15 protein-coding genes are annotated in these 15,415 nt (G+C 45.5%); all 15 read right to left on the bottom strand.

The genetic code is table 11. From position 1 onward, the window contains the following. Positions 1–77: 77 nt before the first annotated feature. Entirely contained in the window at positions 78–1,253 is a 1,176-nt protein-coding gene (locus QMA39_RS03785; protein WP_281658020.1) for a glycine C-acetyltransferase, read from the bottom strand. 17 nt (positions 1,254–1,270) lie between these two features. Next, positions 1,271–2,311: an L-threonine 3-dehydrogenase gene (gene tdh, locus QMA39_RS03780; RefSeq protein WP_281658019.1), complete on the bottom strand. Its 1,041-nt coding sequence runs from the start codon at positions 2,309–2,311 to the stop codon at positions 1,271–1,273. 243 nt (positions 2,312–2,554) lie between these two features. Then, on the bottom strand, positions 2,555–2,815 hold the full coding sequence (locus QMA39_RS03775; protein ID WP_027954278.1) for a stage V sporulation protein S: 261 nt from the start codon (positions 2,813–2,815) through the stop codon (positions 2,555–2,557). A gap of 108 nt (positions 2,816–2,923) precedes the next feature. After that, the gene (locus QMA39_RS03770; RefSeq protein WP_027954277.1) at positions 2,924–3,721 is read right to left on the bottom strand and encodes a TIGR00282 family metallophosphoesterase; all 798 of its coding nucleotides are present in this window, start codon (positions 3,719–3,721) and stop codon (positions 2,924–2,926) included. Between the two features lie 82 nt (positions 3,722–3,803). Next, the gene (rny, locus tag QMA39_RS03765) at positions 3,804–5,366 is read right to left on the bottom strand and encodes a ribonuclease Y (protein ID WP_027954276.1); all 1,563 of its coding nucleotides are present in this window, start codon (positions 5,364–5,366) and stop codon (positions 3,804–3,806) included. 282 nt (positions 5,367–5,648) lie between these two features. After that, positions 5,649–6,692, bottom strand: a complete 1,044-nt coding sequence (recA, locus tag QMA39_RS03760) for a recombinase RecA (protein ID WP_027954275.1) — start codon at positions 6,690–6,692, stop codon at positions 5,649–5,651. A 167-nt stretch (positions 6,693–6,859) separates the two neighbouring features. Then, entirely contained in the window at positions 6,860–8,098 is a 1,239-nt protein-coding gene (locus QMA39_RS03755) for a competence/damage-inducible protein A (RefSeq protein WP_027954274.1), read from the bottom strand. Further along, on the bottom strand, positions 8,095–8,673 hold the full coding sequence (gene pgsA / locus QMA39_RS03750; RefSeq protein WP_027954273.1) for a CDP-diacylglycerol--glycerol-3-phosphate 3-phosphatidyltransferase: 579 nt from the start codon (positions 8,671–8,673) through the stop codon (positions 8,095–8,097). Before pgsA ends, QMA39_RS03755 begins: the two co-directional genes overlap by 4 nt. 107 nt (positions 8,674–8,780) lie before the next feature. Further along, a complete protein-coding gene (locus QMA39_RS03745) occupies positions 8,781–9,704 on the bottom strand; it encodes a helix-turn-helix domain-containing protein (RefSeq protein WP_281658018.1) in 924 nt (307 codons plus the stop codon). A gap of 18 nt (positions 9,705–9,722) precedes the next feature. After that, positions 9,723–10,514 carry a DUF3388 domain-containing protein gene (locus QMA39_RS03740; protein WP_027954271.1) on the bottom strand — a complete coding sequence of 264 codons (792 nt, stop codon included), beginning with the start codon at positions 10,512–10,514 and terminating at the stop codon, positions 9,723–9,725. Between the two features lie 184 nt (positions 10,515–10,698). After that, positions 10,699–10,959, bottom strand: coding sequence for a DUF3243 domain-containing protein (locus QMA39_RS03735; RefSeq protein ID WP_027954270.1), 261 nt, complete (start codon positions 10,957–10,959; stop codon positions 10,699–10,701). 67 nt (positions 10,960–11,026) lie between these two features. Further along, the gene (locus QMA39_RS03730; RefSeq protein WP_281658017.1) at positions 11,027–11,749 is read right to left on the bottom strand and encodes an SDR family oxidoreductase; all 723 of its coding nucleotides are present in this window, start codon (positions 11,747–11,749) and stop codon (positions 11,027–11,029) included. Further along, complete coding sequence (locus tag QMA39_RS03725) at positions 11,739–13,034, bottom strand: pitrilysin family protein (protein WP_027954268.1); 1,296 nt, start codon at positions 13,032–13,034, stop codon at positions 11,739–11,741. Before QMA39_RS03725 ends, QMA39_RS03730 begins: the two co-directional genes overlap by 11 nt. Next, positions 13,034–14,320, bottom strand: coding sequence for a pitrilysin family protein (locus QMA39_RS03720; protein ID WP_281658016.1), 1,287 nt, complete (start codon positions 14,318–14,320; stop codon positions 13,034–13,036). Before QMA39_RS03720 ends, QMA39_RS03725 begins: the two co-directional genes overlap by 1 nt. 134 nt (positions 14,321–14,454) lie before the next feature. Then, entirely contained in the window at positions 14,455–15,414 is a 960-nt protein-coding gene (locus QMA39_RS03715) for an ABC transporter permease (protein ID WP_281658015.1), read from the bottom strand. Position 15,415: the final 1 nt, after the last annotated feature.

Here is a 15,415-nt window from a genome sequence, read left to right as displayed (position 1 = left end):
CAACGATCCTTTTAGACTTTTCCATTTATTCTGTATTTCTTTACATTAGCACAGAGACTTACATAAGCCCCCTTGGTTTAGATAATATTCAGCTTCCTGCCCACTTTTTCAAAAGCGTCCAAAGCCTGCTGAAGCTCTTCAGTGGAATCTTCCGCCGTTACAATCGTCCGTATACGACCTTTCCCCCTCTGCACAGTCGGGAAGACAATACCCTGGGCAAAAACTCCTTCTTCAAATAATTCATCCGAGAAGGTGTGGGTCAGAGCGTCATCGCCAATCATGACCGGGGTGACCGGAGTTTCACTGATACCCGTATCAAATCCAAGCTTCGTCAAACCACCCTTAAAGAATGAGGTATTATCCCAGAGGCGTTCAATTAATTCCGGCTCTTCCAGAAGGACATCAATCGCAGCCTCATTGGCAGCAGTCACAGCAGGTGGATGAGATGTACTGAACAGGAATGGACGCCCTTTATGAATCAAGTACTCTCTCAGCGTTTTTGTACTGGCTACATAACCGCCGAGAACACCGATAGCTTTACTCAAGGTACCCACCTGGATGTGAACACGACCGTCTAAATTAAAATGATTCACTGTACCTCGACCGTTATCACCAAGCACACCGCTCGCGTGTGCATCATCCACCATAATCAGCGCATCATACTTCTCGGCCAATGCAACAATTTCTGGAAGCGGTGCTATGTTGCCATCCATAGAGAAAACGCCATCTGTCACTACGAGACGTGTGCGGTAGTCCCCGCTCTCCTTCAATGCCTCTTCCAAAGATTCCATGTTCACATGCTTGTAAATTTTCCGGTCGGCTTTAGTCAGGCGGATTCCGTCTATAATCGAAGCATGATTCAATTCATCAGAGATGACAACATCGTCTTTACCAAGAATCGAGGATAATACCCCCTGGTTGGTAGTAAACCCGGATTGGAAGACAAGGGCAGCTTCTGTATGTTTGAATTCAGCCAGTTTTTCTTCAAAATCTTCATGCATCTTCAATGTACCTGCAATGGTCCTCACTGAACCTGTTCCAACGCCATATTCCGCATTCGCTTCTTCTGCCGCTTTTTTTAATCTCGGATGGGAAGTCAGCCCCAGGTAGTTGTTGGAAGAAAGCTGGATAACTTCCTTTCCTTTGATTGTCACTTTGGACCCTTGAGCGGACTCCAATGGAATCAAGCGGCGGAATGTTCCCTGTTCCTGCATTTCATCCAGTTCTTTTTGTAAATACTCAAAACCTTTCATCGTTCATCCTCCTTTAATTATGGGTGAAGAATTACTTTTCCGCATAGACCTTCATTCATTAATTCAAAACCTTTTTCAAATTCCTCCAGTTTCAAATGGTGGGTGATGATCGGTTTCACATTCACCTGACCAGATTGCAGAAGACGGGAGACCTGCTGCCACGTTTCGTACATCTTCCTGCCAGTGATCCCCTGGACTTCCACTCCTTTGAATACGATGTCGTTCGTGACATCCAGGCTGACCCGTTTGGTCGGCAGACTCAAAATGGAAACACGTCCTCCATTAGTCACCATCTTAAAACCTTGATCCATCGCTACAGGGTGCCCGCTCATTTCACAGACCACATCAACTCCATGATGATTCGTCAGCGCCAATGCTTTTTCCACGGGATCTTCTTCAGATGACTGAATAACAGCTGTTGCCCCCATCTTCTCTGCCAGTCCCAGACGGTATGCATTCAAATCAAAAGCCAGCACCTGGGAGGCGCCTGCAGCGACAGCTACGCCGACAGCCATCAGGCCTATAGGACCACAGCCGATAACCGCAACGGTTTTTCCTGTTACTTCCCCGTTCAAGACGGTATGAACGGCATTTCCCATCGGCTCTTGAATGGAGGCGATATCGGAAGGAAGATCTTCCGGATTATTCCATAGATTTTCCGCTGGAAGAGCCACATATTCAGCAAAACACCCTTGTGTGTCGACACCAATGATTTTTGTATGGGCACAGATATGATACTTTCCTGTCAAACACTGTGGGCAGTGGCCGCAGACAAGATGTGTTTCCGCACTGACGTAATCCCCTTTTTGAAAATGCTCCACATTTGTTCCTGTTTCCACAATTTCTCCGGAAAATTCATGCCCGAACACATATGGCGGCTGGACACGACTTTCTGACCATTCATCCCAGTTATAAATATGTACATCCGTTCCGCAGATGGAGGTAGCTTTGACACGGATGAGTACTTCATCATCCTTAACCTGAGGAATATCCACTTCCTCAAGCTTCGCTCCGGGTCCGCGGTGATGTTTTATGATCGCTTTCATCTTTCCATCCACAGTGAACATCTCCCCTGATTATATTTCATCTTTATCCCTTTATAAAGCCATTCTAACACGAATGAAAAAATAATCAAATTTTCATGTCCACTGTAAAAATACAAATGATCATAAAATGACACCGCTTTCGATAGAGACGGGTGCTGCGGGGAATCCATATAAAAAAACCGCACTGATTAAGTGCGGTTTATCCGTTAAAATGAAACAGGTAATGTAAAGTAATGGATCTCCCTGAAGGATCAGTTATCTGGGTTCGACAATCAGTTTAATCGCTGTTCGTTCTTCTTGGTCAATTAGAATATCCGTAAAAGCTGGAATGCATATTAAATCCATTCCGCTGGGGGCGACAAATCCTCGAGCAATGGCTACAGCTTTTACAGCCTGGTTTAGAGCCCCTGCACCAATGGCTTGAATTTCAGCTGTTCCTCTTTCTCTTATGACATTCGCTAAAGCTCCTGCTACAGAATTAGGTACGGATTTAGCTGATACTTTTAAGACTTCCATTACTAGTTCCTCCTTCAATCACTATAGTTGTTCCATAACTACTATATTCTTGGAGATGTAGGATATTACCTTTTCATTATGAATGAATTTGTCGCAAAATTCAAATAATCACTCAAAAAAAGGATGGTCGTCGTTGATTAAGATCCGCTTTACTTTTACCGTTTTCCCTGTTTTATCATCCACATCCACCAAGAAGGCACTTAGTTGTGCTCTTCCCGTTTTAGGCACTTCAAAACGTACAGGAAGATTCGTTTTGAAGCGTTTTAAGACCGCTTCTCTATCCATTCCGAGGATTCCGTCGTATGGACCCGTCATTCCTACATCTGAAATATATCCTGTGCCTTCGGGAAGAATCCGTTCATCTGCCGTTTGAACATGGGTATGTGTACCGACCTGAACACTAACACGCCCATCCACATACCATCCCATGGCTTGTTTTTCACTGGTCGTCTCGGCATGGAAATCCAGGAAAATCAAAGAGGTTCGCTTAGATGCCTGCTCTATTAACTCATCTGCTTTTCGGAACGGATCATCGTTCGGTGCCATAAACGTCCGCCCTTGAAGGTTAATCACAGCAATTTCTCCTTTTGGTGTCTTTACATACGTAAGGCCCCGCCCCGGCGTACCTTCCGGGAAATTGGCCGGGCGGACAAGATAATCCGCCTTATCAATAAACTCAAAAATCTCCTTCTTATCCCACGCATGGTTTCCGAGGGTCACTGCCTGCGCACCCAGTTCCAGAAACCGGCGGTAAATCTTTTCCGTAATTCCTTTGCCGGAGGCTGCATTTTCGCCATTGATAATCGTGACGGCGGGCTGAAACTTTTTTTTCAATTTTGGAAGATACGTCTCTACCATATCTCTGCCTGGAGAACCAACAACGTCTCCAATAAATAAAATTCTCATAGATCATTCATTCCTTTAGTTGTGTAATGTTTCCTGTTTTTCCTCTGAAAAATAAATAAAGCGGCCGCTAAGGCCGCTTTATTTATTTCGCATACTCGACAGAGCGCGTTTCACGAATGACCGTTACTTTAATATGTCCCGGATAATCAAGTTCTCCCTCGATTCTGTTCCGGATATCGCGCGCCAGTCTTGTTGCTTCAAGATCATCAATTTCATCAGGGCGGACCATAATACGTACTTCACGACCTGCCTGAATCGCAAATGATTTCTCTACACCTTCGTAAGACTCAGAAATTTCCTCAAGTTTTTCAAGACGCTTGATGTAATTTTCGAGCGTTTCACTTCTTGCGCCCGGTCGTGCTGCAGATAGGGCATCGGCAGCCGCAACGAGTACAGAAATAATTGACGTAGGCTCTTCATCTCCGTGGTGGGAAGCGATTGCGTTCACAACAGTGTCGTTTTCCTTATACTTAATGGCAAGTTCCTTACCAATTTCAACGTGGCTTCCTTCTACCTCATGGTCTATCGCTTTTCCGATGTCATGCAGAAGTCCGGCACGGCGGGCAAGCATTTCATCTTCACCTAGTTCTGCGGCCAGAAGGCCGGATAAGTAGGCAACTTCCGTGGAGTGCTTAAGGACATTCTGACCATAACTCGTACGATATTTAAGGCGGCCGAGAATCTTGATAAGGTCTGGATGAAGACCGTGAACCCCGACTTCGAAGGTTGTCTGCTCCCCGACCTCGCGGATGTAATCATCCACTTCGCGGCGGGACTTATCAACCATTTCTTCAATTCTCGCAGGGTGTATACGTCCATCTTGAACAAGTTTCTCAAGAGCCATACGTGCTGTTTCTCTTCGGATTGGGTCAAAACCGGATAAAATAACCGCTTCAGGTGTATCATCAATGATAAGATCAATACCAGTTAACGTTTCCAGCGTACGGATATTTCGTCCTTCCCGACCGATAATTCTACCTTTCATTTCGTCATTAGGCAGATTGACAACAGATACGGTGGTTTCGGCTACGTGATCAGCGGCACAACGCTGGAGAGCAAGGGATAAAATATTTTTCGCTTTTTTATCGGCTTCCTCTTTCGCCCGGTTCTCCGCTTCTTTAATCATAAGCGCCGATTCATGAGAGACTTCCTGTTCAACACGTTCCAAAATAACCTGTTTGGCCTGATCAGATGTTAAGCTTGATATTCTTTCAAGCTCAGTCTGCTGTTCTTGAAGCATAGCTTTCACTTTGCTTTCCATTTCTTCAATTTGTTGTTGTCTCTCGGCAAGAGTTCCTTCTTTCTTCTCGAGTGAAAGATCACGCTGATCCAGCGTTCCACTCTTACGATCAAGATTCTCTTCTTTCTGATTCAAACGGTTTTCGGTTTTCTGCAGTTCCAAGCGGCGTTCGCGAACTTCGCTTTCAGCTTCCTGGCGGAATTTCTGATTCTCTTCTTTCGCTTCAAGAAGAGCCTCTTTTTTAGCCGATTCAGCATTGCGGTGTCCTTCCTCCACAATTTGTCTGGCTAATTCCTCAGCACTGGAAATTTTCGCTTCCGCTATCGACTTCCGAATAAGATAACCAACAACAGAACCGATGATAAGGGCAAGCAAAATGAAGATGAGCGAGGATATCAAATCCATAATTTCACCTCCTCTTGCTATGAACTTGGTCCGTTTGTCGGTAAATACAAACGATTCATTTTCAGTTTCATTTGTTAAATTAAGGGTATAAAGATGAAAATGATACACATTCATTTTATGCCTGACTATGCGGAATGTCAAGGAATCCCGCTATGTATCTGCTGACATATGCAAAAATTTAAAAATATCAGTTTATTCCCACCTCTGAATATATTGGAAAAGCAGCGCTTTTTTCAGCGCTGCTTTCTTCATTCTCACCCAACATTTCACCGCAGGAACGATTTATACGTCCAGTGTTTCCTGGCTGTCCTTACTGGAAGTTTCAGCCTTTTCCTCGTCCGCTTCCATACCATAATGGTCGCGGATCAGTCGTTTCACTTCCTCATAAACTTCAACGTTCTCTTTCAGGTACTGTTTGGCATTCTCACGCCCCTGACCGAGACGTTCATCATTATAAGAATACCATGATCCACTCTTCTGAATGAGATCCAGGTCTGTTCCAATATCCACAAGTTCTCCCTCTCTGGAGATTCCTTCCCCGTACATAATATCTACTTCGGCCTGTCTGAATGGCGGTGCCACTTTGTTCTTAACCACTTTCAAGCGGGTTTTATTCCCCACCATTTCGTTCCCCTGTTTCAATGTTTCTGCACGGCGAACTTCAAGACGTACAGAAGAGTAGAATTTCAGGGCTCGGCCGCCCGGAGTCGTTTCCGGGTTACCAAACATCACGCCGACCTTCTCACGAATCTGGTTGATGAAAATAGCCGTTGTCTTCGATTTATTAATCGCACCAGAAAGCTTACGAAGAGCCTGGGACATTAAGCGCGCCTGCAGCCCCACGTGGGAATCACCCATTTCCCCTTCAATCTCTGCTTTTGGAACAAGGGCAGCCACAGAGTCAATGACCACCATATCTACAGCCCCGCTTCGTACGAGAGCTTCAGCGATTTCCAAAGCCTGTTCCCCTGTATCCGGCTGGGAAAGCAGAAGTTCTTCAATGTCGACACCCAGAGCTCTTGCATAGACCGGGTCCAGGGCGTGCTCCGCATCGATGAATGCCGCCTGGCCGCCTTTTCTCTGCGCTTCCGCAATCGCGTGAAGGGCAACCGTAGTTTTACCTGAAGATTCCGGTCCGTATATTTCCACAATCCGACCGCGTGGATAGCCGCCGACTCCAAGGGCCACATCAAGAGCTAGAGACCCACTGGGAACAGTATTAACCCTCTGCTCCGCACCTTCACCCATCTTCATGATCGAACCTTTTCCGAATTGTTTCTCTATTTGACGCAATGCCATATCTAATGCTTGTTTACGATCGCTCATTGTATACCGCCTTTCAAAATTTCTATACCTATCATAACTTGTTTTAAAGGATTTGCCAACCGAAAAGCGAATATTTGTTCCCGTTTATTTACCTGCTGGGAACGAAAGGTTTTTGATGCTCTCCCAGGGAGAATATCAAAAACCTTTTGCGTTCCATTATTGAAAATTTAATCTTTCAAGTGGTGAAATAAAAGCTCAAACCCTTTCTTCACCGCACGTTCCCTTACTTGATCACGACCACCCTGGAATTGGAATCGGTGGACCTCAGGACTCTTGTCCCTGATCTGCAGGCCGATAAATACGGTTCCAGGCTCCTTCCCTTCACTTGAATCCGGTCCGGCTACTCCTGTAAAACTGACAGCAGCATCCACATGAAGCAGGGACTGGGTATTCAGTGCCATCATCTCGGCACACTCATGACTGATCGTTCCGTATTCTCTGATCAGGTATTTAGGGATATCAAGGACCTGTTCCTTCATTTCGGCCGTATAAGTCGTCAGACCGCCCTGACAGACCGCTGAAGCGCCGGGAAGGGAAATCATACGTTCTATGAACTTCCCTCCTGTGAAGCTCTCTGCGGCGCCCAGACGATATCCGTGCCGGGAAAGAAGCCGCTGGACGGTGCTTTCGATCGTTTCATCGTCACTTCCATAATAAAAATCTCCAACCTTATCAAGAACAACCCTCTTCATCTCAGCAATTTTCGCTTTTGCTTCATCTGTCGTTTCCCCTGTTGCGGTCAACCGTAAACCCACTTCCCCTTCACTAGCCAGTGGGGCAAGGGTCGGATTAGTCTGGTGGGAAATGAGCGCCTGCAGCTGGGTTTCAAGATCCGATTCCCCGATGCCTATAAAATGGAGCATCTCTGAAACAATCTCTGATTGAAGAGAAAAGGACCTCTGGAGAAAAGGAATCACTCCGCTTTCCATTAACGCCTTCATTTCACGGGGCACACCGGGAAGGAAAACCCAGGTGACTTCTCCCTGTTGAATGATCTGGCCGGGGGCCATTCCTTCCTTGTTGTCCAGTACGAATGCCCCGTCAAAAACGTGGGACTGCTTTCTATTATTCAAACTCATTGTTTTATTGTTTTTTTTATAATATGCTTCGATTCTTTCCATAGACGGAGCATGTTCATGGACAGGCTTCCCGAGGATCATACTCCCGGCATCCCTTGTCAAGTCATCCTCTGTCGGCCCGAGGCCGCCTGTAACAATAATAATATCCGAACGTCTGGCCGCTTCCCTGAAAGAACCCGCGACACGGTCGAGGTTATCCCCAACCACAGCATGACTGTATACAGGAAGTCCGAGTTCTGCCATTCTCTGTGATATCCACTGGGCATTTGTATTTGCAATCTGACCTAAAAGCAGTTCTGTTCCTACGGCTATAACTTCTGTTCTCATTTAGAATCTCTCATAACATGCCAGTTTTTCTTGAAGTAATCATAACCGGAATACACCGTAATGATTAAGGCAAGATACAGCGTAATCATCCCAAAAGGAAAACCGATAAAAGCGAATGGCCAGTTATGCAGAAGCAGTGCTGATATGGCAATGATCTGAATCCACGTTTTCAGTTTACCCATCTGACTGGCAGCCAGTACACTTCCCTCACCTGCTGCGACAAGCCTCAGACCTGTAACAGCAAACTCGCGGCTGATTATGAGAATGACAATCCATGCCGGAGCAAGTCCAATCTCTACGAGCAGGATGAGGGCCGCACTTACAAGCAGTTTATCGGCCAGAGGATCGAGAAACTTTCCGAGGTTGGTCACGAGTGAATATTTACGGGCAATATACCCGTCAATCCAATCCGTAGTGGAAGCAATAATAAAGAGAACCGCACCGGCAAGGTGAGCCACTGGAAGTTCTCTTTCTCCCATTTCCAGCGTGCCCCATCCAAAAGGCACACTCATGAGAATAATAAAAATGGGAATAAGAAAAATTCTGGATAACGTAATCTTGTTTGGTAAATTCATTTCTCCACACTCCTACAAAACAGTAAATAAAAGACTGCCCGGTCAATCGAGAGGCTTTGTCACTCTGTCGATATTGAAAGGGCAGCCCGTTCATGATTATATAGATTTTATTCCTTCATTTGCAACAATAACTTCTGCGTCGTCAGTTCCGGATCAGGGAAAGTTACTGGTTGATCATCCACGTTCACCGTCATACCGGGAGCATTTCCGGTTTTGATGTATACTTCCTGCTTATCTCCTATATCAATCGTGACAGGAGAGTCAGCAGATGTATATTCACGGGGAGTCACAAGATTCTCTCCCCCCTGCGGGGATTGAATCTCCATATAGACATTTCCGGAAAATTCAACAGTTACTTTGGAATCTCCGGCCGGCACCACTTCATAAGTGTGCATCGGGAATGAACCTGTCCCCTCTTCCGAAAGCTCCACGCCCGGTTGTTTTTCTTCAGGCTCACTATCCTCTTCTTTCTCTTCAGCCTTTTCTTCCTCAGCACCGGTGTCTTCGTTCTGCTCCTGCTCACCAGACTGCGCTTCTTCTTCATCACCGGACGTCTCTTCAGTCGTGTCTTCTTCAGAACCGGCCGGAACACTGATTTCATCTGATGAAGAACTGTCAGCAGGTGCTCCGCTGTCCTCACTGCCGCTCTGCATGAAAATCCAAACGACTAAGATCACACCGACGACAAGCCCTACGGTAAGGAAAGTAGGAAGGAAACGGGAAGTGCCTCCGCTTTTCTGAGCGGCTTCCTGCTTTGATTTCTGCACCCGGCTGAACTGGACCGTATTTTCCTCTTCGTAAGTGGGCAGTTCATTTTTATGCTCTTCCATTACCTGTTCCGGATCCAGACCGACAGCAGAAGCATATTCACGAATGAATGCGCGGGTATAAAATTTCCCCGGAAGAACTTGAAAATCATTACTTTCTATAGCTTGAAGATAACGTTTCTGTATTTTCGTTGTTTCTTGAAGGTCCTCAAGCGAAAGTCCCTTCGTCTCCCTTGCTTCCTTTAATCTAGCTCCAATCTCCATGTGTAACACCATCCAATTTTAAAAATCAAACATGGAAAATCCCTCATTCATCTTCATTTCCGGTTTTTCCACAGGTTCATAAGTAATTTCCTCATCTTCATTGTTTCGAAGTTCAATGATGTAATCAAAGTCATCCATCTTGTATTCGGTTTCCTGAACAAAAATATCCGGATGCTCAATGACTTTGGTCGCAGGAAGACGCATAATCTCCCTGACGAGCTGCCAGTGTTTCTCATTGGCCCGTTTTGCAGAAACGATTCCATCAATGATATACAGGTTATCTTCGCTGTATTCCTCATCGATCAGCTGATTCCTTACCGTCTGCTTCAACAATGTACTGGAGACAAACAGCCACCTTTTGTTGGCGCAAACGCTTGCTGCGACTACCGATTCAGTCTTACCGACACGCGGCATGCCCCGGATGCCGACAAGCTTATGGCCTTCCTTCATAAACAACTCCGCCATAAAATCAACCAGGAGTCCAAGATCTTCCCGGTTGAAACGGAATGTTTTACGGTCATCGATATCACTGTGTATGTACCTTCCATGACGGACCGCTAAACGATCTCTTAATTTCGGGCGCCGGAGTTTCGTTACTTTAATCGTATCCATTGTATTTAAAATCGATTTTAAGCGGGTGATCTGCTCGTCATCCTTGCAGAGAAGAAGCATGCCCCTGTGCGAATTTTCAACTCCATTGATCGTCACGATATTAATGGCCATCATACCCAACAATGAGGAGATGTCCCCCAGAAGTCCCGGACGGTTGTATTGAATTTCATATTCCAGATACCATTCTGTTTTATCCATGTTCCAACCCCTCTAAAAAAATGTCGGTATTTGTCAAAGACGAGTGATATTTGGATTGATCTACTCTTTTATCTATCATAAAGGATTTTCTTTAAATAGGAAAGGCGGGAACTATGATCTCTGCAAAAAAATAGCAGGAATACATAAATAAAAAATCCGTACAATTTGTACGGATTTTTTTCAATTACTGCTGGGAACCGTTATTTTGAACAAGCTTCACCATCATATTAGCGATTGCATGCTGTTCTTTTTCATCTGCGACGTTCCACAAATCACGAAGAACGGCTTCCTCATTGTTTTTAGCGTCAACAGAATTGGCCAGGTACCCTCCGATTTCATACGCTAATTCTGAAACGGCTCTGTCATTAATCCCCTGTCCTTCAGCCTGATGGAGACGATCACCAAGAAAGTCTTTCCAAGAATCCCAATTATCGAGCACAGACATGTCTGTTCCCTCCTCTGAATTTTTTCAAGCTTAGTATGAGGAGGAACAGCTGGTCTTATTCATGAAATTAAGACCAGCCGCCATTGACATGGAGAATCTGTCCTGTTACATAGCGGGAAGCTCCGCCGAGTAAAAATCCGGCAGCATCAGCCACCTCATCAGGAGTTCCGGCACGACCCATAGGTATATCATTTTCGAGAGCCTGAAGATCCTCCAAAGTGAGGTGCCCGTTCATCTTCGTCTGGATCAAGCCAGGAGCCACTGCATTTACCCGGATATGACTGGGAGCAAGCTCCCGGCCCAGACCTTTCACAAACGTGTTCTGCGCTCCCTTGACCGAACTGTAGGCAACTTCCATGCTTGCTCCTTCTGTACCGAAGATGGAGGAGATTACGATGATATTCCCATGTTTCTGCTGAATCATATACGGCAGTACATGCCGGGTTGTCATCCACAGGGCTTTCACATGAACATAATACAATGCGTCCATATCCTCTGCATCCATATCCTGAAACATTCCGCTGTACATATGGCCGCCGGCAAAGATAACCGCATCCCACTCAGCGGGAAGCAGGTTGAGAAAGGCATTCAGGCCTTCCTCTGTCGAAAGGTCCCCTTGAAAAGCCCCCGCCCATTGATCTTTTGGTACATCCTGCTGCATCGAACGGATTTTCTCTTCATTGGTATAATACTGAACCCCTGCAGCCCAGCCATCTTCGACGACCCGGTGGACAATAGCTTCACCAATCCCACCGCTCGCTCCAAGAATAAGGCAGCGTTTACGACTCATTGGACTGTGGTTTTACTTGGAAAACAGCAATGGCTTCTTCATTAAGCCAGTCTTTGAGGTATTCTTCAGCATCATCAGCTGTCAATGATTCAATCACTGGAAGCACTTCGAATAGATCAACACCAAGCGTATGGTAATGAGTGAACTGGTTCGCTATAAACTCAAGTGAATTGAGCGCACGCATGAATTGACCGATTTTTTTACGCTTCATACGAGTAAAGTCTTCATCAGCTATCCGCATATCTTTTAATTCATGCAGCATTTCCTTCACACGGGCAGCCATTTCATCTGGTTTTCTTGAATCGCCGCCAAGAATAGTAAAGCCGAAGTGACGGTCGAGTTCTGTTTCGAACTGGAAACTGTCATCAATAAGATCAGCTTTGTACAATTCTTCATAAAAGGCTCCGCTCTTGGAGAAATAATAATCAAGAATCATGCCGGAAAGAAGTTCCCGCCGCAGCAGTTCTTCTCCTTTAAGGCCGCTGACATCTTCCTTAACACCAACCATGGCTTTTGCCGTTGTTACCGGCATCGTAATGGAATGTTCCTTGCGGGCTGCATGAGTAGGTTCATCCGGATAGGAACGATTGATTTCAGGTGCTGGAGGAAATTCCTTCTGCCCCTGGTTTTCACGGATCAATGTCATCATGGATTCAGGTTCAATGTTACCAGCCACGAATAAAACCATGTTGGACGGATGATAAAACGTTTCATAACACGTATATAAGTCGTCTTTCGTTATTTCCTGAATGCTTTCCACCGTTCCGGCTATATCGACTTTTACCGGGTGATTATGGTAGAGGCTCTGGATGGTTCCGAAAAAGGATCTCCAGTCCGGCTGATCGTCATACATGCGGATCTCCTGTGCAATAATCCCTTTTTCTTTTTCTACCGATTCCTCCGAAAAATAAGGATCCTGAACAAAATCCAACAGGGTTTGAACATTTTTCTCCACCTGACTGGTCGCTGTAAATAAATAGGCTGTTTTCGTAAAGGAAGTAAAGGCGTTTGCAGAAGCCCCGAGGCGGGTGAAATCCTGAAAAACGTCCCGGTCTTCTTTTTCAAACAGCTTGTGCTCCAGGAAGTGAGCAATCCCTTCTGGAACTGTAACTTTTTCATCTTGACCGATCGGTGTGAATGTTTGATCTATAGAACCGTAATTGGTTGTAAAAATCCCGAAAGTTTTTGCCATTTCAGGCTTTGATAGAAGGAATACCTTCAAGCCGTTGTCAAGTGTTTCCTGATACACCGTTTCATTCAATTGTTGATAGACTAACTCTTCCATCACTCTTCCCCTCCCTCGTGACTTGTTAAGAAATAAATAGTGTCCAGTTTAATCTTTTCCGCCATTTGAACGACCTGCTCTTTGGTTACTCCACGGATATTTTCGATAAGCTGGTCCGCCGGCATGTCGATCCCGGAAAGCATTTGATGGTAAAGCACTTCGATCAATCCATTGGCATTATCCATCGTCTCTTTCAGCTGGTTAATGACTTGTTCTTTCGTCTCCTCCACCTGCTCTTCTGTGAAGTCTCCATTTTTCATCGCTTCCATCTGATCCAGAATAATGGATTTCGCTTGATCATAGTCCTTTGGATCCACCCCGCTGAAGACAAGCAGAAGACCTTTGTGACTCTCAAATCTTGATGCCGCATAGTAAGCAAGGCTGTGCTTTTCCCGGACATTCATGAACAGCTTCGAGCTCGGAAATCCACCGAAAATACCATTAAACACCTGCAGCGCATAATAGTCATCATCTCCGAACTTCGTGTATGTACGATAGCCGAGATGAAGTTTTCCCTGATTGACCTCTTCTCGTTCAATGATCTCTGAAGAGTCCTGGACATCTTTGGACACAGAAACCTGATCGTTATCCTCATTCGTGCTGCCACTGCGATGGAAATACCGGTCTGTTAATGTTTCCACATCTTTTTCATCCATGTCTCCGATCACGTACACATCCAGCATATCCTGTTTGATCATCAGCTGATAATAAGTGTAAAGCGATTCCGGAGTAATGGATGACATGTCCTCCTGATATCCATGGACGTGAAGGGCGTAAGGCTCCCCTTTACACATGTGGTCCATGAGACGAAGGTTCGCATAGCTCATCTTATCATCCTTGATGGAAGTGATTTTCTGTTCAAGTGTCTGTTTTTCACGCTCAACGATTTCAGGGTCAAAACCGTTCTCCACAGTTTTCGGATCAAACAGGACATTGTGGAACAACTGAAATGCTTCTTCCAGAATCGGTTCGTTGTCATTCAGATAAGATTCATTCACCACTTCCATCCGGAAACTAATGACATGGTTTTCGCCTTTTTTCGAACCATCACTGGATAAAGCTGTTCCATAAAGATTTTCAAATGCTGCCTGAAAAGACCTTACAGATGGGTGCTGGTTTGTAGCTTTTTGAAGCACATGCGGAAGAAGCGCCCTCTCCGTAATCCCATCACGTTTTAAGGGAGCTTTGAATTTGGCTACTATATTCATCGTTTTATATTTCTTACTTGGTAAAATATGTAGACGGTACCCATCTTTTTCGAGTATCGTTTCTTTTGTAATTTTCATTTCCATCCTCCTTGTACTTTTTAGTAGTATAGACGCAGATGTCCATATTCATCCATTATAACTATGTTTTATAGTAAGGGAAATATGGACAAAAGTAAAAAAATCAGCCCGGCACCAAAGCACCGGACAGATATTTATCGGTTTCCTTTAATATATGCTTCTCCGAGTGATTTAGGTGCTTCCGCCCGTCCAATAAATCCAGCGAGTGCGAGAATCGTCAGGACATATGGAGCGATCAGCATAAAAACGGAAGGGACATCTTCTAAAAAGGCAATATCGGAGGAAACAATGCTCAGACTTTGAGCGAAGCCGAAAAAGATGGCTGCTCCTAGGGCACCAAGGGGATGCCACTTACCAAAAATAACGGCGGCGAGCGAGATGAACCCCTGTCCTAAAATGGTGCCATGAGAAAAATTCAACGCTACAGTCATGGCATAAACGGAACCCCCCAGCCCCCCGAGGGCACCTGAAATCATAACTCCGATATAACGCATCCGGTATACATGAATGCCGTTCGTATCCGCCGCCATCGGATGTTCGCCCACCGACCTCAACCGAAGGCCGAACGGGGTTTTGTACAGCACGAACCAGGCAGCAAACGCCATGGCAATGGCAAGGTAAGACGTCCAGTACCAGCCACTGAACAACATCTCCCCAACAATAGGAATATTGTTAAGAACAGGAACATCCGAAGAGTAAAAAGGCTGTTTAATGAAGTCTGTCTGCCCTTTGTCGTACCACTGCTTTGTAAGAAACAGCCCGATTCCGAGAGCGAGAAAGTTAATGGCCACACCGCTGACAACCTGATCGGCGCGGAAGGTAATCGATGCTGCCGCGTGGACGAGGGAAAACAGAGCGGATACGATCACCGCCGCCAGCATGGATATCCAGGGAGTTGCAGCACCAAAAACCGTGTGGAAAGTCAGGTTAAAGACAATCCCTACAAAAGCCCCCATGATCATCAAACCTTCCAGTCCGATATTAATAACACCGGAACGCTCACTGAATACTCCGCCAAGCGCTGTGAAAATCAACGGGGTTGCAAAAATGACAGCGGATCCGAGGATACGGCTGAACACCTCTATAAATTCCATT

This window comes from Halobacillus sp. Cin3 (assembly GCF_947311855.1).
GTDB classification, from domain to species: Bacteria; Bacillota; Bacilli; order Bacillales; family Halobacillaceae; genus Halobacillus; species Halobacillus kuroshimensis.
Note: the sequence above shows the minus strand (reverse complement) of the source record. Positions and strands in the feature narration are given on the sequence as shown.